This is a genomic window from uncultured Ruminococcus sp. (assembly GCF_946415235.1).
Taxonomy (GTDB): Bacteria; Bacillota; Clostridia; order Oscillospirales; family Ruminococcaceae; genus Ruminococcus.
Genome location: NZ_CAMKRR010000009.1, coordinates 20,947 through 45,992, shown reverse-complemented (window position 1 = coordinate 45,992; position 25,046 = coordinate 20,947). Strand labels below are relative to the sequence as shown.

At 42.2% G+C, this 25,046-nt stretch carries 16 protein-coding genes; 8 read left to right on the top strand and 8 right to left on the bottom strand.

Features of this window, described 5'->3' with window-relative positions; all coding sequences use genetic code 11:
- Positions 1–153: 153 nt before the first annotated feature.
- The gene (locus Q0R37_RS04005; protein WP_294751559.1) at positions 154–1,848 is read right to left on the bottom strand and encodes a hypothetical protein; all 1,695 of its coding nucleotides are present in this window, start codon (positions 1,846–1,848) and stop codon (positions 154–156) included.
- Positions 1,849–2,534: 686 nt separating this feature from the next.
- On the opposite strand from Q0R37_RS04005, the gene Q0R37_RS04000 reads away from it, so the two are divergent.
- Entirely contained in the window at positions 2,535–4,787 is a 2,253-nt protein-coding gene (locus Q0R37_RS04000; RefSeq protein ID WP_294751557.1) for an immunity 26/phosphotriesterase HocA family protein, read from the top strand.
- Between the two features lie 140 nt (positions 4,788–4,927).
- Here Q0R37_RS04000 and Q0R37_RS03995 read toward each other — a convergent pair whose 3' ends face one another.
- Entirely contained in the window at positions 4,928–5,668 is a 741-nt protein-coding gene (locus tag Q0R37_RS03995) for a GNAT family N-acetyltransferase (protein WP_294751554.1), read from the bottom strand.
- Positions 5,669–5,850: 182 nt separating this feature from the next.
- Between Q0R37_RS03995 and Q0R37_RS03990 the strand changes: the two genes are divergently transcribed.
- The 5 genes from Q0R37_RS03990 to Q0R37_RS03970 all read left to right on the top strand — a co-directional run bounded on the left by Q0R37_RS03990 (position 5,851) and on the right by Q0R37_RS03970 (position 11,660).
- Positions 5,851–6,510 carry a response regulator transcription factor gene (locus Q0R37_RS03990; protein WP_294751551.1) on the top strand — a complete coding sequence of 220 codons (660 nt, stop codon included), beginning with the start codon at positions 5,851–5,853 and terminating at the stop codon, positions 6,508–6,510.
- A gap of 81 nt (positions 6,511–6,591) precedes the next feature.
- Positions 6,592–7,506, top strand: coding sequence for an ATP-binding cassette domain-containing protein (locus Q0R37_RS03985; protein ID WP_294751548.1), 915 nt, complete (start codon positions 6,592–6,594; stop codon positions 7,504–7,506).
- Positions 7,499–8,242: a hypothetical protein gene (locus Q0R37_RS03980; RefSeq protein ID WP_294751546.1), complete on the top strand. Its 744-nt coding sequence runs from the start codon at positions 7,499–7,501 to the stop codon at positions 8,240–8,242. Before Q0R37_RS03985 ends, Q0R37_RS03980 begins: the two co-directional genes overlap by 8 nt.
- Positions 8,243–8,255: 13 nt before the next feature.
- A complete protein-coding gene (locus Q0R37_RS03975) occupies positions 8,256–9,122 on the top strand; it encodes a HAMP domain-containing sensor histidine kinase (protein WP_294751543.1) in 867 nt (288 codons plus the stop codon).
- 297 nt (positions 9,123–9,419) lie between these two features.
- A complete protein-coding gene (locus tag Q0R37_RS03970) occupies positions 9,420–11,660 on the top strand; it encodes a GGDEF domain-containing protein (RefSeq protein WP_294751540.1) in 2,241 nt (746 codons plus the stop codon).
- A 120-nt stretch (positions 11,661–11,780) separates the two neighbouring features.
- Here Q0R37_RS03970 and Q0R37_RS03965 read toward each other — a convergent pair whose 3' ends face one another.
- The 4 genes from Q0R37_RS03965 to Q0R37_RS03950 all read right to left on the bottom strand — a co-directional run bounded on the left by Q0R37_RS03965 (position 11,781) and on the right by Q0R37_RS03950 (position 18,191).
- Positions 11,781–15,455, bottom strand: a complete 3,675-nt coding sequence (locus Q0R37_RS03965; protein WP_294751538.1) for a glycoside hydrolase family 9 protein — start codon at positions 15,453–15,455, stop codon at positions 11,781–11,783.
- Positions 15,456–15,744: 289 nt separating this feature from the next.
- A complete protein-coding gene (locus Q0R37_RS03960) occupies positions 15,745–16,080 on the bottom strand; it encodes a hypothetical protein (RefSeq protein WP_294751535.1) in 336 nt (111 codons plus the stop codon).
- A 384-nt stretch (positions 16,081–16,464) separates the two neighbouring features.
- The gene (locus Q0R37_RS03955) at positions 16,465–17,619 is read right to left on the bottom strand and encodes a hypothetical protein (RefSeq protein WP_294751532.1); all 1,155 of its coding nucleotides are present in this window, start codon (positions 17,617–17,619) and stop codon (positions 16,465–16,467) included.
- Positions 17,616–18,191 carry a sigma-70 family RNA polymerase sigma factor gene (locus tag Q0R37_RS03950; RefSeq protein ID WP_294751529.1) on the bottom strand — a complete coding sequence of 192 codons (576 nt, stop codon included), beginning with the start codon at positions 18,189–18,191 and terminating at the stop codon, positions 17,616–17,618. The genes Q0R37_RS03955 and Q0R37_RS03950 overlap by 4 nt, the downstream gene beginning before the upstream one ends.
- 332 nt (positions 18,192–18,523) lie before the next feature.
- Between Q0R37_RS03950 and Q0R37_RS03945 the strand changes: the two genes are divergently transcribed.
- A complete protein-coding gene (locus Q0R37_RS03945) occupies positions 18,524–19,078 on the top strand; it encodes a sigma-70 family RNA polymerase sigma factor (RefSeq protein WP_294751526.1) in 555 nt (184 codons plus the stop codon).
- Positions 19,065–21,371 (top strand): dockerin type I domain-containing protein, encoded by a 2,307-nt coding sequence (locus Q0R37_RS03940; RefSeq protein ID WP_294751523.1) that lies wholly within the window; start codon positions 19,065–19,067, stop codon positions 21,369–21,371. The genes Q0R37_RS03945 and Q0R37_RS03940 overlap by 14 nt, the downstream gene beginning before the upstream one ends.
- A 66-nt stretch (positions 21,372–21,437) precedes the next feature.
- On the opposite strand, the gene Q0R37_RS03935 is transcribed toward Q0R37_RS03940, so the two are convergent.
- Together Q0R37_RS03935 and Q0R37_RS03930 are read right to left on the bottom strand one after the other, a co-directional pair.
- The gene (locus Q0R37_RS03935; protein ID WP_294751520.1) at positions 21,438–24,344 is read right to left on the bottom strand and encodes a carbohydrate-binding domain-containing protein; all 2,907 of its coding nucleotides are present in this window, start codon (positions 24,342–24,344) and stop codon (positions 21,438–21,440) included.
- 209 nt (positions 24,345–24,553) lie between these two features.
- Positions 24,554–25,021, bottom strand: coding sequence for a GNAT family N-acetyltransferase (locus Q0R37_RS03930; protein WP_294751517.1), 468 nt, complete (start codon positions 25,019–25,021; stop codon positions 24,554–24,556).
- Positions 25,022–25,046 lie beyond the last annotated feature (25 nt).

Sequence of the window (25,046 nt, the reverse complement as noted above, 5' to 3'; positions counted from 1 at the left end):
CATTGTGAGTCTGAAATTGCTTTCTGTAGAGTGTCGGTGTGTCAAATATACTGTAATAAAAAGATGTATGAAGTTCTTATGAAAAGAAAGGCTGCGTGACCTTAATGGTCACGCAGCCGAAATTTTTAGCAACATTCTGAATGTTTACCTTTTTCAGTTAACCTTTACTTCTGTCTCAAATGAACCGTTATTGTCTGTATCTACAGCAACTCCGATAGTATTCTCGTCTTTTTCATACAGGAATACCTTAGGATAATCGGTAGAAAATGTTACGTTAGCTTTGGCATCGTCATTAAATGCGTTTGCGGAAACATTTTTAAGATTTGTAGCTTCGAGTATATAACCGTTTTCTGCTTTTCTGAGAGCTGCATCATTTACTCCGCAGCCCTTGACTGTAAAGCTGTACCAGTCTGTGACCTTGTATCCTTCATTGAGAACGATACCGAGCTCATAATCTGTGTTTTTACCGTTGACAGCAACACAGTCTTTAGGTGAGAACTTAGCAGCTGCTCCTGAAGAAGAAGCTGCGCTGAGCAAGCTGTTTTCATACGATAAAGCAAGATCAATTTTCTCAGGCTCCTGAAGCTTTAATACATAGCTTGCGGCAGAATCTCTCAACGCAAACATGAGCGAGCTGTTTTTGAAATTGTTATCTCCCAAAGCAGGCATAACCTTGATATCATCATCTGATGCGATATTATCGGAATATCCGACGCGAATATTTGATGACTTGGATATATTATATTTGCTCTTTATAGGTGCGGATTGTAGTGTGGGGATAAATTTGCCGATCACACCATCTTCTGTTCCGTCGATATATCCGTGATGATTTATAAAATCAATATCGTTTGTTATTAATCCGAGATAATCACCGTATTTTGAGCTTAACTGATAACCTGGGATAGCCCATGAGCCGTCTGAAGTGTCGAAATACAAGCAATAATCTTCATTGAAATCTATGAAGTTATTATCATATATTTTTATTCTTCCGTTGTAAGTGATACCCTCCTTAACGAATGTATCATATTCAACGTCATATGCCACAACGGCATGACCTGCCTGATAAAGTCCGTCAAAATAACCATAGAAACACAAAAGTGTAGAAGCTCCGCCTTCTACGCTGCGGATAAGCTTATTGAGCTTGTATGGCTCGGATAAATAAAGAGCAAGTGTCATTTTCTGATTATCATAATCAGTAAGCTGCAGTGAGAAATAATAATTGATGAGAGACTTGACTTCATCTGAAGGAGGACCTGCGATATCGTGGAGGAAATCAGCATTGTCCTGCCATTTCTCAGGCTTAAGGATTCCGCTGCTTGCAAGTACGGAAGTAGCTGCCATACCATAGCATGAACCTGCCCATGTACCGTTCTGGACATTTTTTATTATACGTGTCTTCTCAGTATATTTTAATCCATCCATGAGCTTGTTCCAGTAGTCTTCCCTCATGTAGTATGTTTCGCCGAAGTTATCGGGGGAGTTTCTGAAAGACCAGTTATCTGCTCCGTCAACGAACTTATACTTTATATTATTGTTTGGATCAAGGCGGCGAAGCTTGTCGATAAGCTTGCTCAGATCCGATTTCAGTAAACCGTTTTCGTCAAACTGACATAACAGACCATTGATATATTCATAGCCGTTTTTGGTGTAAGAGCCGTCAAGATGCTTGTACATCCATTTTCCTGTTGCTTCGTCCTTGAGCCACTTGCCGCGGATGCTTTCGTTATAGGCATACGCAGTCAGCTTACCGTCAGCGTTTTTTGAAGCACTTTTTGGAATACCCCCCATTGTTTGTGATGCAACAACAGCTAATGCCATTACTGCACTGATGATTTTCCTTTTTTCCATACCAATTCTCCTTTGAAAATATTATTAAAGCTGTAATAAAAATATTTATCAAGCTTTTAACCGTTAGTTATGAAGTCCTTTCAGCCTTACCCGCATAAAAAACACTTTTGATATAACTGCATGAAAGAAAGCAAAGCCGAAAAAGTACAACAGTTTTTACGATAATATTCATATTGTTCTAAGTAATTCGATTTGTTGATTTTTATATCTGTCTTAAGTATGAATACATCTTCATATTGACATTATGTAAAGAATGCCATATAAAATCTTTATATATATATTATCACATTTGTTCATTCAAGTCAATATTAAAGTAAAAAGTTCCTACAAAAAATAAAGAAATTAAACAGCCTGAGCCTGAAATATTACAAAAGGACTTTCTAAATACAAAAAATACGTTAGGATGTGTTAACAACTTTACAAACATTAAAAATAATATGATTTGTATATTTCTTTAATATGTTTATATATAAAATTATACATAGCTCTGTCTGTACTTTAATATGTTTTTAACAACCGTTCATCTTTCATCAGAAACTATACGGGGTTAGAGGAGCTATCCTTGACATTACAGCACTCATATGCTATAATTCAGATAAATTATAAAAGCATTTTATTATTTTGCAAAGTTGTGTCAGATAAACAGTATAATTAAGTAATAAAAAAAGTCAAGGGAGGCTGCGGTTATGATCGACAAGAAAGCATTGGCATTTCTGAAAAAATACTACCTTTCATATATGCGTGAGGGACAGCCGTCGGAATGTGAAAAGGCAAATGCTGTAAAAAGCGGCGTCCTTGTACCTGATTCTGCTGTGACACACAGTGAGATCATAGCAGAGATCAAAGCACTTTCAAAACAAATATCACTTGAAGCTGCTGCAAAGGCTTTCCTGTACAGTCTTTCGAGCGGAGATATGAGATACCGTTCTGCACTTTCAAGTCTTGTGTGGTCGAAAGCCCTCCCAGAGCATGAAATGATATCTGACGGTGGGAAAAAGACAGAATGGAGCTCTCCTGTTTGTGTTGTCTGCGGGTGCAGCCACGGACTTGATACCAAGGAAAATGTTGACTGGAACGATTATAATGTTTTTCGTTATCTTCCGCCAAAGCAGTATGGCAGGGAGCCTGATTATACCTGTGCCGAATATGTGCTTAATGATCTGCGTGAGTTTGTAAAATTGCCTGCTGTTGAGCCCTGTGATGAGGACTACCGCATACTGAACGGTATATTTGCCTGCGTTAAGGGAATGAAGCCTCATAACATGGATACTGCCTTGCTGGCAGAAATACGCAAGAGAAAATTCTTCGATGCTACGGGTAACGCTATCCACTGTATATTGGGCATACTTTCCGTCTGCGGTATATTGGAGGGGGCTGAGAACAAGGGATTTCTCCGCGGCTATGTAAATTATACCGAACACGGCATGGGCAGGGACGGTCTGACCTTCTATCCACTTAATTTCTGGCGAGGAAAAGACGGCGTGAACTATCAGGCGGTAAAAGAGATATTCGGCAGCTTCAGCGGCAGCAGACTTGATCCCCGGAACGCTGTTGTTTCTGTAAGTGAAAGCATAAAAGCTCACGAAAAGAAAACGGAGTCAAAAGCGGAGCAGTATTTTAACGATGGAGTTTACTGCATAATGCTCAGTGATGAAGAACGGCGTTATCTTGCGCTTGATCCTGTTGATCCGAGCTGGGAAAAAGTGTCCGTGTACAGCGTGACAGGCTGCCTGAAAAAGCGAACAGTTCTGTTTTATGAGGGCAATATCATCGTCAAGGTGATATATGAAGAATACTCTGTAAAAGATGATGGTTCATATATTAGCAGAAGCTACAATGAATTTGATACACGTCTTGAAACAGATAACAGAACCATGCTGCTGCCGCTTACTTCAAGAGGCAGAGCAAAACGTGTTACGCCTACAAATGTTATGGCAGTAAAGCCGTTCGGATGTGAGTTCTTTATCTTCCTTCAGAATGAAAAGAGCTATATTATTGTAAGAAATCTGAGAAACAATCAGGAAGTCATGATCGGAGAAAAAGACCGTGTGCGTAAGATAATGTCCGATGAGGATTTCCACGAGTTTATGCGATATTATATCCCGACCTGTCCCGATGATTATTTTGAGCGTATCGCAACTGTAAGGAGCATGGAACATCAGACGGTAAAATTCAGGGCAGGAGATATATTCCGCTGCCAGGTCGACAGGCGGCATTATACATATGGTCTGATCTTAGGCAAAACAAGAGAGATCGAGAAATGGAAGGAGCTGCCCGAAGTGCACAGCTTCCGTTATATTATGATGCAGCCTGTGATAGTGAGAATGTATGACTTTGTGACGACTGATAAGGATATGACCGAAAAAGAGCTTTCAGGCATGGCACTGTGTCCACCAGAGCTTTGCTCCGACTGTGACATATTATGGGGCACACATCCCATAGTTGCACATAAAGAGCTTGTTCCCGATGATATCCAGTTTCAGCTCCAGCTTGCGAGACAGATAAAAAAGAACGAGCATTTCAATCCGTTTACGGCGGAAGTTTTGGTCAAGATGTCTCCTAAGGAACCTAAACCAAAGATGAATAACCCAAGAGCATTATATGTGGAGTGGGGATTTGTTTCGTTTGAGATACCGTGGGAGAATGTCTCTGACGATATACGTCGGTTACTTGACGAGGGAAAGTATTTTGAAGGCGGAGTGTCATTGGGTATCCGTGGTGATTTATGCGGAAGGACACTTGATGATATACTTAAAGAGTCACCTAAACATATGATAAGGCATAATCTGCTGCTGCCCGAGAACAGGGATAAATTCAACCTTGTCATGAACTTTCTCGGATTGCCGAATGATTGTACAGTTGACGATTTTGCTGATAAATACGGCGGTATAACAAGGCAGCAATATATCGGACTGATTAACAGACAAAGCAAAAAATGACGGATAAGGCAAGAATATCGTGAAGTTTAGAAGATGAGGTTAGCTCATCGTGCTGATACAAAAAACTATCATATGAATAAATGTTTTATCCCCCTCACATTATGTAGCAGAAAATTTCATAATGTGAGGGGGAGATTTTATTATCTGAATTTTTCAAGCAGATCATAGATCCCGTCTTCTGAAAGAACACCGCGTTTAAGCTCTTTCGGGAGAAGCCCTGCTTCATCTGCGGCAAAGTCTCGCTTCCATGCAGCGCTGCCGTAATAATCCGAAAGCTGCCTTAGCAGCTCGGGAGAACCATTGTCAGCCTTTTTCATTACATTTTCAAAGTAAGTGATACGCCTGATCTGCTCCTGTATTGAAGCAGGAGTTGCGGGCAGTATCTTTTCAAACGCGAACATATCATACATTCCTTCTTCATTATCGTCAGGGAAGCAGTGATGCTCATTAAAATACTCAACGATATGGAAGCCGCAGCGGTTTACATAGAAATGTATGTTGCGTTTTTCAAAATACGGAGTAACAGTTCTCCAGACCGTGACTTCGTGATACATCTCTTCCACAGCACACCATGCCGCATAGCCGATGCCCTTGCTGTGGACAGAAGGTGAAACAAAGAGAAGCTCAAGCTCTCCCTGATCGTACTCTGTTTTGACAACAACACCGCCGAAAGCAGAGCTTCCCTGCATTATACGGTACGCTTTGCCCTCATCAATGGCGTTAATTATCGTTTTACGTGAAATGATTTCGCCCTCTTCTTCAAAGTGGTCGTCACGCTTGCCGAATTCCTCAAGTGCACCGTAATTGAATGCTTCCTGATTATCCTTTATAAACTGCTCGCAATCTGATTTTTCAAGGGGCATAAGTTGAATTTCAGTCATTATCTTTATCCTTTCACTGAGTATAGAAATAAACTCATGTAATATCGCTTTATTAATGATATCAGAAGTATATCCTTTTGTCAATGCTTATGTCATATATATAAACAAAAAGCAAATTCAGCAGCTGCTTGAAATCTGAGTTAATAAATGTTATAATATTAAACACAGGAAGAGGTGTATATATGCCAAATATAATGATAATAGATGACGATCAGAGCATAGGTGATATGCTTGCCAAAGTCCTCGGTGATGAGGGCTATACCATTTCAAGAGCTTATTCGGGAACAGAGGCGGTAATGCTTTTATCGCAGAACAAACCCGATCTCATACTTCTTGACCTTATGCTGCCCGGGATATCGGGAGAAGAGGTCCTTAAGAAGATAAAGGATATCCCCGTGATCGTGGTAAGTGCAAAGGCAGATACTGCCGATAAGGTCGAACTTCTGCTCAGCGGAGCAGCTGATTATATAACCAAGCCCTTTGATATACAGGAGCTCCTTGCAAGGATAACGGTACAGCTTCGCCGAAGGAATGAAAGTGATGAGATCAGCATAACAGCAGGCGAACTCACCCTTATGTGTGATACCATGACCGTTTTGACAGGTAAGGGTGAGGTTCGGCTCACAAGAACAGAATGTGCCATACTTAAGCTGCTGATGCAGAATTCACATACAGCTGTCGGGAAAAGTACGATACTTGAAAAGATAAGTTATGACACACCTGACTGCACCGAGCGTTCATTGAAGCAGCATATCAGCAATATACGCCACAAATTGCAGGCGATCAGCGGAAAGGATCATATCGAAGCTGTATATGGTATAGGCTTCAGACTAAAAACTTGACGAAATCTTGACGATCTCTTGTCCGCTTTCTTGACTTTTGTGTGCTATACTGTTTACAGAAACACAAAAGGAGGTCTTGCAATGGATTATGTACTGAAAACAAATAATATATGCAAGCAATATAAAAAATGCAAAGCTCTTGATGGTCTGACAATGAATGTCCCGAAGGGTTCTGTCTACGGTTTTGTAGGCAGGAACGGTGCGGGAAAGACTACTCTTATCCGCATTGTCTGTGGTATGCAGATGCCTTCCGACGGTGATTTCGAGCTTTACGGAAACAAATATTCAGACGGGAATATCAACAGTTCAAGACGCAGGATCGGCTCTGTAGTTGAGACTCCGTCCATATATTCCGATATGACGGCAGAGGAGAACCTCAGGCAGCAGTATCAGGTACTCGGACTTCCCGATTACAGCGGTATTCCAGAGCTCTTGAAGCTGGTAGGACTCGGAAACACAGGAAGCAAAAAAGTGAGAAACTTTTCTCTTGGTATGCGTCAGCGCCTCGGAATAGCCGTTGCGCTCTGCGGAAGCCCCGATTTCCTTGTGCTCGATGAGCCTGTAAACGGTCTTGATCCCGAGGGTATCGTGGAGATACGAGAGCTTATACTCAAACTAAACCATGAGAAAAAGATAACTGTGCTTATTTCTTCACATATACTTGACGAGCTTTCAAAGCTTGCCACACATTACGGCTTTATAAACAACGGCAGGATGATCCGTGAGATGAGCGCTGAGGAGCTGGATGCTTCATGCCGAAAGTGTATGAGAGTTACAGTTACCGATACCTCTGTACTTTCCACTGTGCTTGACAGGATGGATACAGAGTACAGGATCAACGATGAAAAGACCGCTGATATCTATGCGAAGCCCAATATTACACAGCTTTCTCTTGCACTTGCAAATGAGGGCTGTGAGATACTGAATATGGAGGAGCATGATGAAAGCCTTGAAAGCTTCTACATCTCTCTGGTAGGAGGTGCTGACCATGTTTAAACTGTTCCATGCTTATTTCAGCAGACTTGGTAAATGGAATATTTACCGTATTCTTGCAGTTCTCATGCTTCTGGTCAGTATCGGAGCAGCGGCAGTACACAAAGACAAGCCGTCTATATTTCAGCTCCCTTACATTGCGTCATATCTTGTTTTTCCGCATTATGTCGGCATAATCATCGCACTTTTTAATTATCCGCTGTTCACAAACGGAACTATACGCAATCAGATAACAGTCGGACATAAGCGCAGCAGCGTGTATATCGCAGACTGGGCGGCATCAGTTGTATTTTCTGTGTCGCTGTATCTGATAATGGCATTGAGTCTGATAGCGATAACTGTAAAATTTGGCAATACAGAAGGCATTGTTGCGAAGAATGTAGCAGAGGGCGTTGTCCTAACGACATTCCATGTGATATTATTTGCAACTATATCACAGCTGTTCTGCGTTGTATTCAAAGGCGTGAAGAGCTTCCTCGCAATATATCTCGGCAATCAGGCACTCATACTTTTAAGTGCCGGTGCGTCCGCGATAAACGATTTTCCGCAGAAGCTCGGATATTTTCTGCCGACGCTTGTTTGTATGAATATCAAGAATTGCGATGTTCCCGAAGCTATACTTACAAACGGAGCCGCTGTAAATTACAGCTTCCTGCCCGCTTTGGGAGTTATGGTGCTTGAAACTGCACTGGTATTTACCTGCGGAATGATATATTTCAGAAAAACCGATCTTAAATGACGGAGGGATTATTATGATATACAGTCTGTTGGCAATACTGCTCATCGCGGCAGTTGTCAAGATAATATTGCTGAAAAAAACGGCAAGGGAGATAACTGATGAATTTGCTGACAGACTGAAAAATGATACCAATACACTTATAGATGTATCTTCTCATGACAAAGATATGCGTGATCTTGCTTCAAGTATAAATGATCAGCTTCGCGTACTGCGAAAAGAACATCTTCAGTATCATCAGGGCAACACCGAGCTGAAAAAGGCCGTAACGAATATTTCCCATGACCTTCGTACTCCTCTGACAGCGATCTGCGGCTATCTGTATATGATAAAGAAAACCGATGACAGAGAGCTTATCGACAGCTATCTTGAGATAATAGCCGAACGAACAGAGATTATGAAGCAGCTGACAGAGGAGCTTTTCCGTTATTCCGTAATAGTATCGGATGAAGCAAAGGTTGAAATACAGAAGGTCAACGTCAAACAAGTGCTTGAGGACTGCATTATGGGATACTGCGGAGCTCTGGACGAGAAGGGGATAGTTCCAAAGGTCGATATCACCGTAAATACAATAGATCGTATGCTGAATAAAGCTTGTCTCGAAAGAGTATTTTCAAATCTGATGAACAACGCTATGAAGTACAGTGACGGCGATCTTGAGATAACACTTTCCGATTCGGGTGAGATCGTTTTTGCGAACAAAGCACAAAATCTTTCAGCCGTCGAGGTGGAGCGGCTATTTGACAGGTTTTATACTGTTGAGGCGGCAAGGAACTCCACAGGACTCGGGCTTTCGATCGCACGAACACTTGTGGAGCATATGGGAGGAACTATTTCCGCCGTATACGAGGATCAGAGGCTGGAGATAAGGATAATACTATGAAAGAGCTTTTTATATGAAAAGCTCTTTTTTGTACCTAAGCTTATAATTGTCTTAACATACAAACCAAAGCTTCATGCTTTGTATGAAATGCCAATTATTTTTTATACTTTGTAAACTTTTATAATTTTAGATTGAATTAATTGTGCAAAAATGGTAGAATTTATATAAGAATTAATGGAATACAATATCTGTGATTGATTTAAATCGTTTAATTCAGCACATTGTTTTACAATTAATATATTTATCTGTTTTATGGATATTCTTTATAATTTTTATAAAATGGGAGGGGAAGACAATATGGATTTTCAGAAGTTTGCGGATTCGTTTTTTTCACCTACCTGTATCGTATCTGTAGAGAAGAAAGCTGAAAGGGGATACGGAGATATACGTTTTGTTGCGGGTAATGAAAAATATATCGAAATGATAGAGATGCGCCTTGAAAATGATGATTTCCATGTTGCTCCCGATGCGGGAAAAAAATTTGTCCCGAACACGTTATATTATAAGTATTTCCCGAAAAATCGCAGCTTTGAAGATGCGTGTTTTCGCGCTGCGGTGCAGAAAACGCCTGTACATACCTATGTATACCTTAATAATGTCGATATATGGCTTGATATTTACGCAATGCCGATAGACTTTGAGGACGGTAATACCTTTTATTGTACCTATACCGCCACTACAAATCAGAATGCTGATGTTGTCCTTGATACTCTTTATACAGCCCAGACATCAAACGATGTTCTCAAGACCTGTATCAAGCTTCACAGGTCCAACGACCTCGAAGAGGCGATGGAAGGAGTAATTACGGAGATACGTCAGATATGCAACGCGGAAGGCTGTACTGTGCTTTTGCTTAACGACAGTGACAGGACATTTTCTATCCTTGCAACAGACTTCAGAGCAGAAAGTCATCTGAAACGTGTTACGAATTTTTCAAACTTCTACGATATTGCGACTTCATGGAAGAGCATGATAGGGGAGGAAGGCGACTGTATCATTATCAAGAATAAAGATGATATGGATTATGTCAGCAAGATAAATAATCCATGGTATCTTACTCTTGTAGAAGCAGGCGTTGAAAGTGTAGTACTGTTTCCGCTGAGGCAGGGGCATGAAGTCCTCGGATACATATGGGCTACAAATTTTGATACGAACAAAACTATGCGTATCAAGGAAACTCTCGAACTCACTACATTTTTCATTTCTTCGCATATTGCACGTTTCAAAGTGATAAAGCGTCTTCAGTATATGAGTTATACCGATGCTCTGACAGGGCTGCCGAACCGTTTTGCGTGCACTGATTACATTGCTGATCTTATCAGGCGTGAAGAAAGGTTTACGGTTGTATCCATAGATCTTAACCATTTTAAAAGCGTAAACGTGACATTGGGGCTCGAGGCAGGAAATAAGGTGCTCATAGAGATCGCAAAACGCTGGAAAGCAGTTTCTGATAATGCAGCTTCAGGCTCTTCTGATTATGTGACACGAATAAACGGCGATGAATTCCTGCTTATAATCTTTGGATACAAGACTCAGGAAGAGGTCAGAAATACGATAATATCATATGCAGATGCACTCAGCGAACAGCTTGTCGTGGACGGCTGTGACCTGTATGTTACAGCAAGCTTCGGATATGCCGAATATCCGACTGATGCTGTTACGGCAGATTCACTTATTTCAAATGCCACTCTTGCAATGAATGCCATAAAAAAAGCCAACAGCAGCGATCATATTTTGAAGTTCTCGTCTGATGCCGTAAAAAATGAACGTACACTCGAAATAGAGAATAAGATAAGGAACGCCCTTGAGAATGACACTATTTTCTTCAACTTGCAGCCGCAGTACGATATGGCTCATAAGCTCCGCGGATTTGAAGCCCTTGCCCGCATGAAGGACTCTGACGGCAACTTTATTTCTCCTGGAGAGTTCATACCGATCGCGGAAAAAGTCGGGCTTATTGACCGCGTTGACAATATGGTGTTTAAGAAATCATCGGCTTTTTTCAGCAGTCTTATCAAAAAAACAGGACTTGACCTCACTTTGAGCCTTAATGCGTCGGTAAGACATCTTATGAAGAATGATTTTCTGGATGAAATCCATTCTCTTATTGATAAAAGCGGTATCTCTCCGGAGCATTTCGAGATCGAGATAACCGAGTCCATACTGATAGATTCGGCTGACAAGGCTCTGCAATGCATAAATAAGCTCAGGGAAATGGGCGTAAAGCTTGCGATAGATGACTTCGGAACAGGATATTCGTCGCTGAGCTATCTCAATAAGATACCTGCAAATCTTCTTAAAATAGATAAATCCTTTATAGACAAGATCAATGCCAACGAGTCCTCGAAGCAGTATGTTGCAGCTATCATATCAATGGGTCATATTATGGGGCTTGACGTGATCTCAGAGGGTGTTGAAGAAGAGGAACAGCTTGAAGCGCTCCGCAGTATAGGCTGTGACTACGTACAGGGCTATATATGGGGACGTCCCATGTCGGCAGAGGACGCCGAAAAGCTTGTAAATTCTTTGGGAGACTGACAAAAGCTTAAAGACTATTTTTCAGAGCAAATATAAGTGTATGACAAAAGGCTGTATGACCCGATCGGTCATACAGCCTTTTATATTTATTGATTTTTTGTGTTGATAACGGGATAAGTTTTATGATCTGATCTCGCTGCCGCCCCATTCAACAACTGTGAAGCCTTTTCTTTCAAAGCCTTCAAGCTGCTGAGGTTCGGTCTCGACTGCCTCTTCGAGAGGAACATAAGCCATGAATACACGAAGCACACTGTCAGGTGTCGGAGTGATGTTCAGCTTCGCAGAATTCGTATAAGCATCACCCTGGAAAGAAATGAGGTTATACTTGTTATGCTCCATTAAAGGCAGCCAGTACACGATGAATTCGTTCATTTCTTCCTCTGTTAAGCCCATATACGCGAGTTTTTCCTTGAGGAAGTTCTCTGTATCGCTTCCCGCAACACAGAATCCCTCTGAGAAGTCAAATCTTGTGCGGCAGTTTACTGCGTCCCAGAAAAGATACTTGTGATGTGTTCCGTCAGCCTTGTTGAGAAGCGAACCGTCAGGTAACGCTGTTACGTCCCAGCCGTTATTGTACTTCGGATAGGTTGTTGAGAGATCGGCTTCTGTCAGCTCCAGCTCCACATGAACATCAGTCTCCTCTTCAGGATAAAGGTAAATAACAGGCTTCTTGGCGACCGCAGCATAATATATAGTACTATGACCGTTTATTCTTGTTTGTATCCAGCCATACTGACCTTTGTATTCAGTAAACAGCCAGTCATTGTTGCCCTCCTGATAGCCTATTTCATTTAGGTGTGCATTATTAGGGATTGTAGTGATGACTTCATAGCTTTCATCAGGGCCTTTATACAGTTTCAGACCGTCCCAGTCAACAGTACACGGCGTACCGTATTCAAAGCGCTCGTCAGGCTCGATGTAGTCCTGTGTATTTTGGCTTACAAGTGCTTTTTTCATAAGTGTCAGGTCGAATACATCAAGCTTATTATCTTTGAAGAAATCAGCTGCCTTCCATTTTGTGAGCTTTGCATTCGGAGCAGCAAGCAGCCATTTTTGGAGAAGTACGACATCAGCGACATTGAATTCACCGTCAGCATTCACATCGCCTGTTGCGGCAGGCTCGTCAACTGTGTCCGAAGCCTCGTCCTGCATGAATGAAACCAGCCATGCAAGTGAAGCATTGCAGCCGAGAGAGGTCGAATTCGTAGACCATGCCTCAACAGAATCAGCATAGTACCTCTCAGACGGATCAGCGGAAGTTCTGTTGTCGTTAAATCCGAGGGCACGCATATACTGATCCATAGGCATTGCGTTAGGACCGCTTACAAGTACGCCGTCAGGCGCCTGCGGCAGATAAGGATCCAACTCATTCAGCCAGTATCTGTGAGACGGATTTTTTACATGATACGATCCGCAGCCTGTTACATAGGAGAACGCCAGAGGATTGTTTCCGAAGATATAATCCATGCCCTTTGCCACACCGTTAAGGTATTTGCTTTCTCCTGTAAGGTCGTAGGCATAAGCCATAGCCAGCATATTATTTACAGCGCGCTGATTGGAATCGGTCTCAAAACCATGATAAACTATGTCATAAAGGTCTCCGCTGTATGCCGCAAATCCGGGACCGTCATACTTATAGGGTATGCCGTAGCCCTGATAATCTTCTTCATTGATGTATTCATCTGCTGTGTCGAGCAAGGAGCCGTTCAGTGTTTTGTACTGTTCATCGGGGATCAGAGGTTTGTTGAGCAGCATGGAAAGTGAACCTGCGGATGCTGTTCCATCACTGTTGAACAGTGTAAATGAGGGCTCTCCCGCTACACCGGTATTAATACCGTTTCTTGGCTTTACCTTGAATGCGTCTGAATAGTCGGAAAGGTCCTTTAAGTAGCTCTCAGCGTCTGAGTCGTCCACTTCCTTTGCGGTGATGTAGAGCTCGCAGGCTGCCCAGTAAGCGTCGTCCTCTATATACGTGTCACCTGACGGGCCTGTTCTTTTTATTGACGATGGCTCGTACAGTGAAACTTTATTGCTTTCTTCATTAGGGCTTGCCAAATAAAACTGTTCTTTGTAAGCCCGATATGCTTCCTTGGCGCTTTTAAGAAGCTCTGCTGCGTATTCCTTGTCATAGGGCTCCCAGAGTCGTGCGCCCTGTGCCGCACAGGCAGCGTAGTTCAGAGTTGCAGCAAATGTCGGGGGCTGAACGATATAGCATGCATGGTACTCATGCTCATAATCCTTGGGGAGAGGTTCAAATTCAACGCCCTTTATGCCGTTATAATACAAACCTGCATATTTGCCCCATGTTTCTTCATCAGGCTGTACCTTCATCTTAGACATATAGTCAAGCTCATATCTGCATTCGTCCAAAATATCGGGTATTTTGTTGCCCGTTTCGGGAATAACGACTGTACCCGAGCCGTCTGCGAATTTATTTGCGCTTTTTTCGATAAGCGCTGCACGCTCATACAGATTTTGCAGTGTCCAGAGTGCGATGCCGCTCTCTTTCATGCTCTTGTCGAAATTAGCTCCCGAGAACCAGCCGCCGCTCGTATCAATTCTTGAAGAGCTGTTCTGCTCTGCCATTTTTACACTATCGAAATTGCATGACTGCCAGCTTGTCTGTACAAATCCAACGGATTCATCACGGTCGTAATTATGTGCAAGTTTGGATTTATCGCCTGATGTGATATATTTGGACTCGATCTTAATGCCGCCGCGGTTCTGATAGAAATAATTGAGTGCATTGGTCAGCAGATCATTTTCTTTATCGCTGTAGATATCATTTCCTATCCTGAACGGGAACGATCTCCATTCTTTGCCTTTAATGCGAATGTAGTATTCGCCTGTTTCGTTGAACTCAGTAAAGTCGATCTTGCACACGGTGTCGCCCGAGTCGTAATCCTTTACGGCAAATGATGTTTCGCCTGTGTAAACTACCTTATCGTCAGCTGTGCTTACGATCTCATAGACATAGTGCTCATTACTTTCAAGCTCTATGGTAGGCATATCGTGGACGATATCGCCTTTATTATCTCCGAGTGTTGCGATTTTTTCAAGTCCCTGATAGTATCCGAGCTGATTGACAGAGATGTAATTATATCCCAGACCGCTGTATTTTCGGGTTGTATAGCCGAATTTAAATGTATTCTGAGTGGATATGTCGTCTGTCAGATCTTCAATGGACATATCATCGAACCACAGTTCATCTCCTGCCTGAGCATTGCCCTGATACTGTGTACCCTTTGCATACTGGAAGCACCACTCAACAGCTTCAAGATCACTTGTAGGCTTGAATATACCCTCAAATGTCTGCCACTCTGTAGAGAGCTTTACAGCTGACATATACCATTGACCTCCCATATGAGGTCCCATATGCATAGCATTGGTTTCACCGTCAAGCTGAAAATACTCTTCATCGCCCTTGATGTTTCCGATCTTTGAGCAAAGCTCAAAGCCATTTCTGCTGCTCTTTGCCTTAAAGCTTACTTTGTACTCATGTCCTTTTTGGAAGTTAAGATTTCTGTGCCTGAACTGGAGATCCCACTTTTCCTTATCAGCTCCTTCGGGCACCTGTATAAGAATGCGGACAGTTCCCTCAGAAAGCTCGAAATACTGCTTTGCAGGACTTGCCTCTGCAGTATGCCACGGAAGGATCTTATGGTCGAATGTAGTCTCTCCCAACACTTCATAAGCGGAAGCTTGCAGGGGCTTCAACGTACCGACAGTTCCAGGCATCACCATTGCAGATGCCAGTAATCCTGCAATGATCCTTTTTGAGAAATTTTTTTGCATGAAATACCCTCCCTTGTTTCACGTAAAAATGTTACAGCCAAATCAGATACAAGCTGTAATTATATGATAGCATAATATTTCCTTAATTGCAATACCTGACTAAAATTTTTGAGCTTTTTATGTTGATTTATGTGAGATAATAATATAAAAAGCAGCTCCGTTATGAAGCTGCTTTCATTAGATACCGGTATAATGATTTTGGAATAAATGATACAAAAGAGCTTGCCATCATTCCGAACCCCATTAGACAGCAAAACCGCCTTATCAGTCATAAGGCGGTTTTTCCGATTCAATTAATTCTGCAAAACACATGAGAGAGCGCACTGCTGAGCTCATAATACTGCTCAATGAGCTCATAATGCTCGGTATATTCAGCAATTTCCTCTCTCAGATCGCGCGGCTGCTCGTCCTGATCAATCAGAATACTGTCAAGAGTATAATTGAAGTCGTGATCCATTGTAAAGATAAGAACTCCACAATCATCACACTGTTTCTCAAGTCCGTGAGTAACGAACTCCTTGCTGACCGGCAGGTAAAGGCAGTCATAGTCATCGTCGTACATATAGGTGTTTCTTCCTGTAACAACGTCGTCATAGATCTCGCCTAACATTGAAAATAATCTCATAAAAATGCCCCCTAAAAGAAATAAATTATGTATTTATAATACTCTCTATATCGTAATTTGTAAATACCTTTTTGAGAAAAGTCACATTTTGTTAATCATATTCGTGATACTGCTACAAAATCTACTAAACAAATTGTATATTTATCCTATTTGTTATGATATGTTTGACAGAGTTTTGTGGACAAATTACGGATAACTCGTAGTTTGCAGTATGTTTAATATTATCACACTTATACTATATGGATATTTTAAGAGCGAATTATACTTGTAATAAACATTTTTCAAATTTTATAAAGCTTTCTTATGTCCGTACAAATTTTTAAGGACGCATACATATTTTATGACTTATTAGAGCAATTATTCCGAAAAGCTGTTTGACCGCGGTTACTCTGCAGAATTTGTGTCGTTATAAACCGTCCAGTTCAACTTCACGCGTTCATAGGCTTTATATTCATCGCAAAAGCGCTTGAACATCAAAAGTTCTGTATCGGATAAGTTCTCTTCCGTCAATCTGCCGTTTTCATAATATCTGTAATATGTGTATTCGTGTAACGGAGTAATGGTATTATCAGAATCCATGTATATAATAAATGATTGAGCCCCTGCCTGGTGTCCGAGCATAGCTATAGTATTTGGGGCAGTTAATACATCAATATTATCAATTGTTACATCATGTACTTTCTCACTGCCGTCAATGTTATGACCGTTGAAGCGCGCCGAAACATATTCGTTTCCGTCGTATACGTACATATATTGTTCCTGGAGAACATACCTTTTTGTGATAAACAGTTCGGGTACTGAATCAGCGTTTACGTCATAGAATGCATAGCTGAATGTAAACTCCATCTGTGGATTAAGGTTTTGGAACTCCGTATTATCACGTATAAGCCCCCTGACTGCTCTGACAGCCGCAGCTTCCAGCTCTTCCTGAGAGATATCGGTGCGGTCTGTATGAGGATTTTTGTACGGTGCTGATACAGCTGTGTTTGACTGCGTCTGTTCGGCAGTAGTTTCTGTAACAGCGGCTGTTGTGGAAGCTTCTTCTGCTGTTGTGCTTTGTACTGAAATATTTGCAGTTGTTTTCGTTTCCGTGAGCTTTGATGTTTCAGCGGAATTGACCGTTGAAGCCGCCGCAGAAGTGCCTGTAACAGTAGTTGTTGATACAGTGGAAGTCATTTCAGCTACAGGGTTTTTGATATCGGGAGTAATATTTTTCTGACGACTGAACATAGCTATGCTTCCGACCGCCAGTGCGACTGCTGCTGCTGAACATAAAACGATATAAATGATATGCGGTGCTTTTCTGCGATCATACATCTCAACCCCTGTTACGGAATCAGCCGATTCGTTGTCTGCATCCGCTGCAGTCTGCGAAATACTGAGCTTTTTCTTCTCGTTTTCATATTTCTGCATTGTATTTTTGAGCATTCTGTCTCGTGCGCTTTTATCAATATTCATTTTATCTGTACCTAATTGCTCTATGGTGTTTATATCGGAGTTTTCGAGGACATCAAAGCCTATTTTTCTATTTTCGCTCATATATTTCCCTCCTTCATATCGTAGCCTTCATCAGCAAGAAGAGCCTTAAGCTTTTTCAGGGCTCTGCTGCATCTCATTCTCACTGATTCGGGGGACATTGAATGTTTATCCGCTATTTCCTTAGAATTCATATTATAATAGTACTTCTGTATTATAATGTCCGAATCGGGCTCTCCGAGGCTTTTTATAAGCTTTAAGAGCGTATTCTTCAAAACACTGCGTTCTGCATTCTCCTCGATACATTCCGTATCTGCAATTTCCGATGTCTCGTTTTCTATATATACTGTATTGCAGTTACGGACGAGCTTTCGGTACCTCTGTACAGCCGTGCGGTTTGCAATAGTTCCTATAAGGCCTTTCAGATCGCCGCTGAAGCTTCCGTTATGGTCATAGCTTATAAAAACAGCTGAAAAAACATCACCCACACATTCCTCAACATCTTCACGGCTGCCGCAGCTGCGAAGTTTGTTGTAAACTATGGCATAAACATAATTCAGGTATTCATCAAACAGTTCAGTCTGGGCTTTTTGCGGATCATTGGCGTATATTCTGCGATATTCTTTGTCAGTCATAGGACCACCCCTTTGTTTTATTAAAAAGCCTGGCGCGCTGTAAGTGCTTTCATAATATATACTTGCTGTGACGCTCAAAAGTGTAACACATTTTTTTGGGAAACTTATTTTATTATATACCATATCCGTGTATTTTTCAACCTTATGATAGGATACAGGTTTGGATGTTGATCAGTATTAAACATTTTTGAAGTATGTGTGATTGACAGTCTCTCAATATGGTGCTATTATATAATTGAGAAAAAAGGAAAATTCATGTGCGTAAATTTTACATTTCATACGTCTAATAGATATAAAGCAAATTTGCCTTAAAAAAATAAGGGGGTAATCTAATGGGAAACGATGCAGAGCGCTACCGCCGTTTCCTTGATGGTGATGATAATGGATTAATAGAAATAATTGACGAATATCATGAGGGAATGTCGCTTTACCTTAATAGTATAGTGAACAATATGAGCCTTGCTGAGGATATAATGCAGGATACCTTTGTTAAGCTTGCTATAAAGAAGCCTGCCTTCAAGGGCAAATGCTCATTTAAAACGTGGCTGTTCACTATCGCAAGGAACTGCGCTATCGACCATCTTAGGAAGAACAAGAAATTATCAGATTTGTCTCTTGATGAACAGCTTAACATATCCGATGTAACAGATACTGAAAAGGAATTTTTCATGGAAGAGCAGAAAGCAGAGCTTTATAAAGCGATGAAACGGCTTAATCCTGATTATTATCAGGTGCTCTACCTCATGTATTTTGAGGACCTTGATACTTCGGATATCGCTAAGATAATGCACAAAGCCAGACGACAGGTCAGCGATCTTATTTTCAGAGCGAGAAAGTCGTTGAAAACAGAACTGGAAAGGAAGGGCTTTATATATGAGAGATACTAAAGACATCGCCGATGCCGTATTCAGGATACGGGATGAGCATCTTGAACAAAAGAGATTAAAACATATACATATTAAAAAAGCCTGTGCGGCTGTTTCAGCTGCAGCTGCTGTCAGCGTATTAACAGCGGGAGTTGTGCACTTTTCATCGTTCGGGAACAAGCCTGCTGTAAATGATACGGATAATATACTGATAACAGACGATACGACTGTGTCAGTGTCTGAGATCATAACTACAGTAAATGATACTTCTTCTTTTCCTGTGACGACTTATACAACAACTGTTAAGGCGTCGGGAAAGGTCAAAGAAGTAACAACTGTTTCTTCCACGGCAAAAGGTACGTCCTCAATGATATCATCTGCTTTGACAAAAGCAGCTTCAGCTGCCGAAACAACAGCTGCTTCTCAGACACAAACGACAGATATGGCTGATATCAATGAAAATGATTGTATGGAGGTAATCAGAATGAAAGTAAATAATGTTAAAAAGTATCTTGCTGCTCTTTCAGCAGCAGCTCTTGCATCAAGCGGAGTTAATATGAATGCATACGCAGAAGAACTTTATACTCCGAATGAGCTTGATCCGCTGGCAGAGTCTGTCAATTACATTGATGAGAATCCGATGCTCTTTGACTTTGACGGCAGCGGCAAGACAGATCCTTTCGACGCTTATGCGCTCTTTACCTATGTGAACGAGCCTTCATCGCTGCCCGAAGGCTATGCGGAAAGATGCGAGGCAAAAGGAGATGTAAATAAGGACGGAAAGATCGACTCTGCCGACAGTGCTCTTATCAGTGAGATGTTTATTTACAAATTCTCTGAGGAGCAGTTCAAAGCTTATTATGATTCCTATAATTATTTAACTCCATGGATTAAAAATTCTTATGAATATATTACAAGAAGTGTCTCTGATGACGCTCCCGAAGACGTAAAGGAAAAGCTGAAGATCAACGAGTTTATTGACTCGTGCTATCCATACGGCTCCGAGGGAAATATTAACAGCTTTGTTGAGCTTTGCTTCAAAAAATATCTTAACGGTATAGAATGGGAAGATACCTTTAAGTACAACGACGCATACTACAAGAGATTTGCTGATGACGCCAGGAGCAGGAATTACAGCTTCGACGTGAATGAAGACGGCATAACAGACCTGAGAGATCTCTATGATATCTACATCTATGATGTAGCCTCTGCCGATGATTTCCAGACCAGCTCTATTGTGAAAGAAGAGTATTTCATGCGCTTCAATACGATAACCACGGGCGAAGGAATACTGTGTCAGACCAATTACAATTTTGATGTGAAGCTCAGAGAGCTTCTCACGCTTCCCGAAGATGAAAAGCAGAAGCTCTGGGACAAGTGCGAGCCGATCTATGACTATGTATACTCCTTTATAGATTATAAAAAGTTCGGCCCGGCTCTGGGCAATGTGACGGTATTTGACATGATAGGAAGATATATCATGAACAGTACAGAGCTGGATTATATCAATACGACAAGTGTGTATTATATGCAGTACCGCAGCAATTTAAAGCTCTGCGATATACCTGTTGCTCATCAATTCGTCAACAGTTTGCTGTCGATAGCAAACCGCTATTTTATAAAGTCAGGTGTTGATCTCACAGGCCAGAAGGAATCCCCGAAATTGTATACTGCTATCATGGACTATGAATATATGAACAATAATGATGTCCTCATAGCAGTAGACAAGAAGGCAAAGGCTGACTGTGACAGCGGCCTTACAAGTCATCTTTATGATATAAACAAGGACGGAAAGATAGACGGATTTGATTCATATTCTTTCATGCTTTATATATCAGACCTTCGCAATGGTATAACCGCTGAAAACAGTATTCTTCCTGCAGATCAGTGGAACTTTATAGATACGCAGGTCGATCTTGACAATGACGGAATCGCAGGCACGTTTGTTGATTTCATGATCTTTATGTATGTGGATGACTTGTACAATGATATACCTGATTATCAGCTGGATATATACTACCTTGAACTTGTTGAGAAGAAAGGCTTTACAGACCTCAGCGATATCAGACCATATATCGAAAAGCTCTGCAAGGACAAGGAAGCGGGAGATGTTGACTTTGACGGCAATGTTACAGCCGTTGATGCAAGCAAGGTACTTAATTACTACGCACAGTCTTCTGTAAATGCAGAGGTAAGTACTGTAACAGAAGCACAGATGCAGTATATGGCAGACCTGAATACAGACGGTATCGTAGACAGTGTAGACGCTGCTTCCATACTCAGCACTTATGCAAAAAATTCGGTTCAGGGCTGACAGAACGCTAAAGGAAAAGCCATGTAAGGAATAAACCTTACATGGCTTTTTAGTTTTTAAATCCGATTAATCTTTGAGAGCTTCAAGGATTATTTCAAATCTCTTGATAAGGAAGTCAACAACTGAAGTCTGACCGCCGCCGAACATACCGCCGCCGAAGTCCATATCACCCCAGTCCATGTCGCCCCAGTCCATGTTGCTCCAATCCATGTTTTCCCAGTCCATGTTAGCCCAGTCGAAGCTTGCGTCTCCGCCGAAGCCGCCCCAGGCACCGCCTTCACCGTTGGCATCTCCGCCGCCGAAGTCGCCCCAGGCACCGCCTTCACCGTTGGCATCTCCGCCGCCGAAGCCGCCCCAGGCCCCGCCTTCGCCGTTAGCATCACCGCCGCCGAAGCCGCCCCAGTTGCCCCAGGCATTGCCTGTATCTTCTTCACTGTACTGGAGTCCTTCTTCGCTTGCTGAGGTGTTTGTATCGAAGTCCTCGATAGTGAATTCAAAGCGCGGATCAGCTTCTACGTGTGAACGTATCTTCTTTGAATAGTCAGCAACATACTTTTCGGGATCACTGTAATAGTTGATGATGTCCTTTACTATGTCAACATACATATCATAGTACTCAGGTACCTGAAGAAGCTTGGCAAGAGGACGATCCTCAATAGTTGACTGATAAAGACTTGTCTTAATGTCGGAAGTTACCGAGTTTGCACCGCCTGTGAAGTTTCCGAGACAGAGGTTGTAATCCCAGCCTACAAAGTGCATCCTGCCTCCTGAATACATGAGGTAGTAGTTATGAGCAAGTGAGCCGTTATAGCTGTCGTAGTTGCAGAATATTGAGTTTACGGCAAAGCCCTTGAGGAAGCTTGGTACGTCGATAACGTCCTCGATAAACTTGTAGTCTGTTGGTGTGAGCTTATTGATAGCTGTTTTTACATCCTGGATATGTGAGTATTCATCGTCAGTTCCGAATTTAACATCGAATCTGTCCAGAGGCATATTCTCCGTGAATGAGCAGTAGCTGTCGCCGCCAAAGCCGCCCCAGCCGCCGTTTTCGTTTCCTGTTTTTTCTGTTGCCTTGTAGAGAACGGAGTCATCATCAACAGCATAGCGCTCTGCAAGTGTAGTACCCGGCTGCTCTGCAAGGAGATAGAAGCTGTAGAGGTTACCGTTGAGGTACATATCTGTGTGAGCTGCATGAGGAGCAACACCGCCGACCTCGTACATTGCGTTGTAGCAGATTATATCTCTGAGGCATGAAGCGTCCATGAGCATATTGTTCATGCAGAACTCTGTCAAGCCGTGATAGTTGTTTTCCTTATCATATTTGTCGAGCTTCAGACGGAAGCTGTATTTGCCGTCCTTAGCCATCATAAGAGAGCTGTTTCCCTTCGCTCTGATACCGGCGTTCCTGATAGTTTCACCGTCGATAACAACATCACAAGGAGTCCATTCTTCCTTGCTTGCTGTTTTCAGGAGATTATCCCATACAGCTTCATCTATCTGAATGTCTATCTTATGTATCTTTTCCTGGCTGAAGAGCTCCTCATAAAGCTGCTCCTCGTTATCCATATCGTTGTTTACTTCTGTGTACTTGGCAGGCTTGCCGCTCTTGAAGGTGCTGCCCTCACTGTGCTTCATCTTGATTCCGCCTGCGAATACCTTAAGCTCGCCTGAAGCGATATCAGGTGAAGAAACGATAGCATACTTATACTTCTTGAGAGTATTCTTCTCAATGAGGACCTTGTTTGATGGATCGGTTACAGAAATAGGATTGTTTTTGCTCCATTCCTTTGTAAAGTCGAGCATAAGTGCTGCCTGTTCCGTTGAAGCAAGGGTTTCACACTGATTATCGGAAGCTGTAGCAACTACGCTGCCGCCTGTGATATTTACGTTGCCTGCGGCTGTAAGTCCCTTGTCGCCGAATGCAGCGATATCGCCGCCTGCGATAGTGATGTCTGTTTCAGCCTGTATAGCGTCCTTGCTTGCCTTTATAACTATAGTACCGTCTTCAATGACAACCTCGCCCTTGGAGGACTTGATACCGTCGCCCTTTGAAACGATATTGATCGTGCCGCCCTTTACCGTAACGGAGCCCTTGCCCTTGATAGTATCGGGAGAAACGTCCTGAGCCTCGTTGAGAGTATTTACGTTAAGGATACCGCCTGTGATCTTGAGATCGTTGTTGCAGACGATAGCAGGCTGGATATTTGCATTGATAGTGAGAGTACCTGTGCCGTTGTCGCCGCCCTTGATGGTAAGATCGTCCTTGGCTTCGATAACAGCGCTCTCGGCCTCGTCGCCTGTGTAAGCCGATGTGCCGTCAGAGATGATGTTCTCGGTTCCGTCAGCTGCTGTGATCGAGGTCTTGTCAGCATTGCTTACAAGGATAGCAGGAGCACTGCTGCCTGTGATGTTTACGCCTTTGAGAACAAGCTTAACTGTATCCTTATCTGTCTTTTCGTCAGGGATATCAACGCAGATCTGACCGTCAGAGAGAGTACCGTCGATGGTAAATTCGCCCGAGTGTGTGATAGTTACCTTGGAACCGTCTGCAGCTGCATACTCACCGTCGATCGTGATGCCTGAATCACTGAGGTGGATCTTGGTCTTGACCGTTTCCTTTTCATCCTCGTCTGATGAAGAATCACTCTTGTAAGATTCGGGCAGTGACTTTATGTTGCCCAGGAGATAATTCTGTATTGAGAGGGCGTCATTTGTGGTAAGACCGTTACCGTTCTCACATACATCGGCAAAGTCGATTCCTACCTGTGTGATGTGCTTTGAATCAGTACCGTTTACTCCGTATTTTCCGGGGTTAGCCAGCGACTGCATTATAAGCACAGCGTCAGACATATCAACTGTACCGTCGCAGTTTGCGTCGCCGTAGAGAGTGTCAGCGGCAGCTGCCGATGCAGCTGAGACACTTCCTAAGACAACAGCTGACAGGATACCTGCCAGAATGTGTTTTTTGCTCATTTAAATCATCCTCCTAAAATAAAATGCAAGTACATTTATATGTATGATTGTATAATAGTTTTTGAAGCTTAAAATAACCTTAAATCATAATATGTTAGTAAGGTTTCAACAAAACTCTATTGATGTTTTTGTGGATTATTACAATGAATTCTAAATAAAAAAGCAGCCGAAAAGGCTGCTTTAAGCTTCGTTTGACATATATATTTGTATCAGTCCTGATAAGATGCTGCGATCTCTTTTGTTTCGGCAATAACAAATCCGTTTTTCAGATACAGTGAAAGCGCCGTCCTGTTAACATCAGCGACGCGGAGTTTTATTCTGTCAGTGTTCTTCTTTTGCAGATAAGCTATTGCGAATTTAAGAAGCTTAAGTCCGCAGCCTTTGCGCTGATATTCGGAGGATACAAAAAGATCGTCGATCTCATTACCATAAACAGCAACCGAACCGATGATGTTCCCGTTGTCTTCAAGAATAAAAATGCTGTCCTGAATTTCAGCAAGTTCATCACTGCTTTTGCAGCATTCACGGGGCAGTCCCAGCGAGCTTCTCATCGGATAGAAGCAGTCCTCGTAGATCTTCCTGTACTTTTCATAGTCGTTACAGTTATAATTTCTCGGACAGACAGCTTCATTTACTGGACCGCCTTTATATTCCAGCGTGTGTACAAGAAATCCCATTTTTATCTCCTTGAAATAATATTGA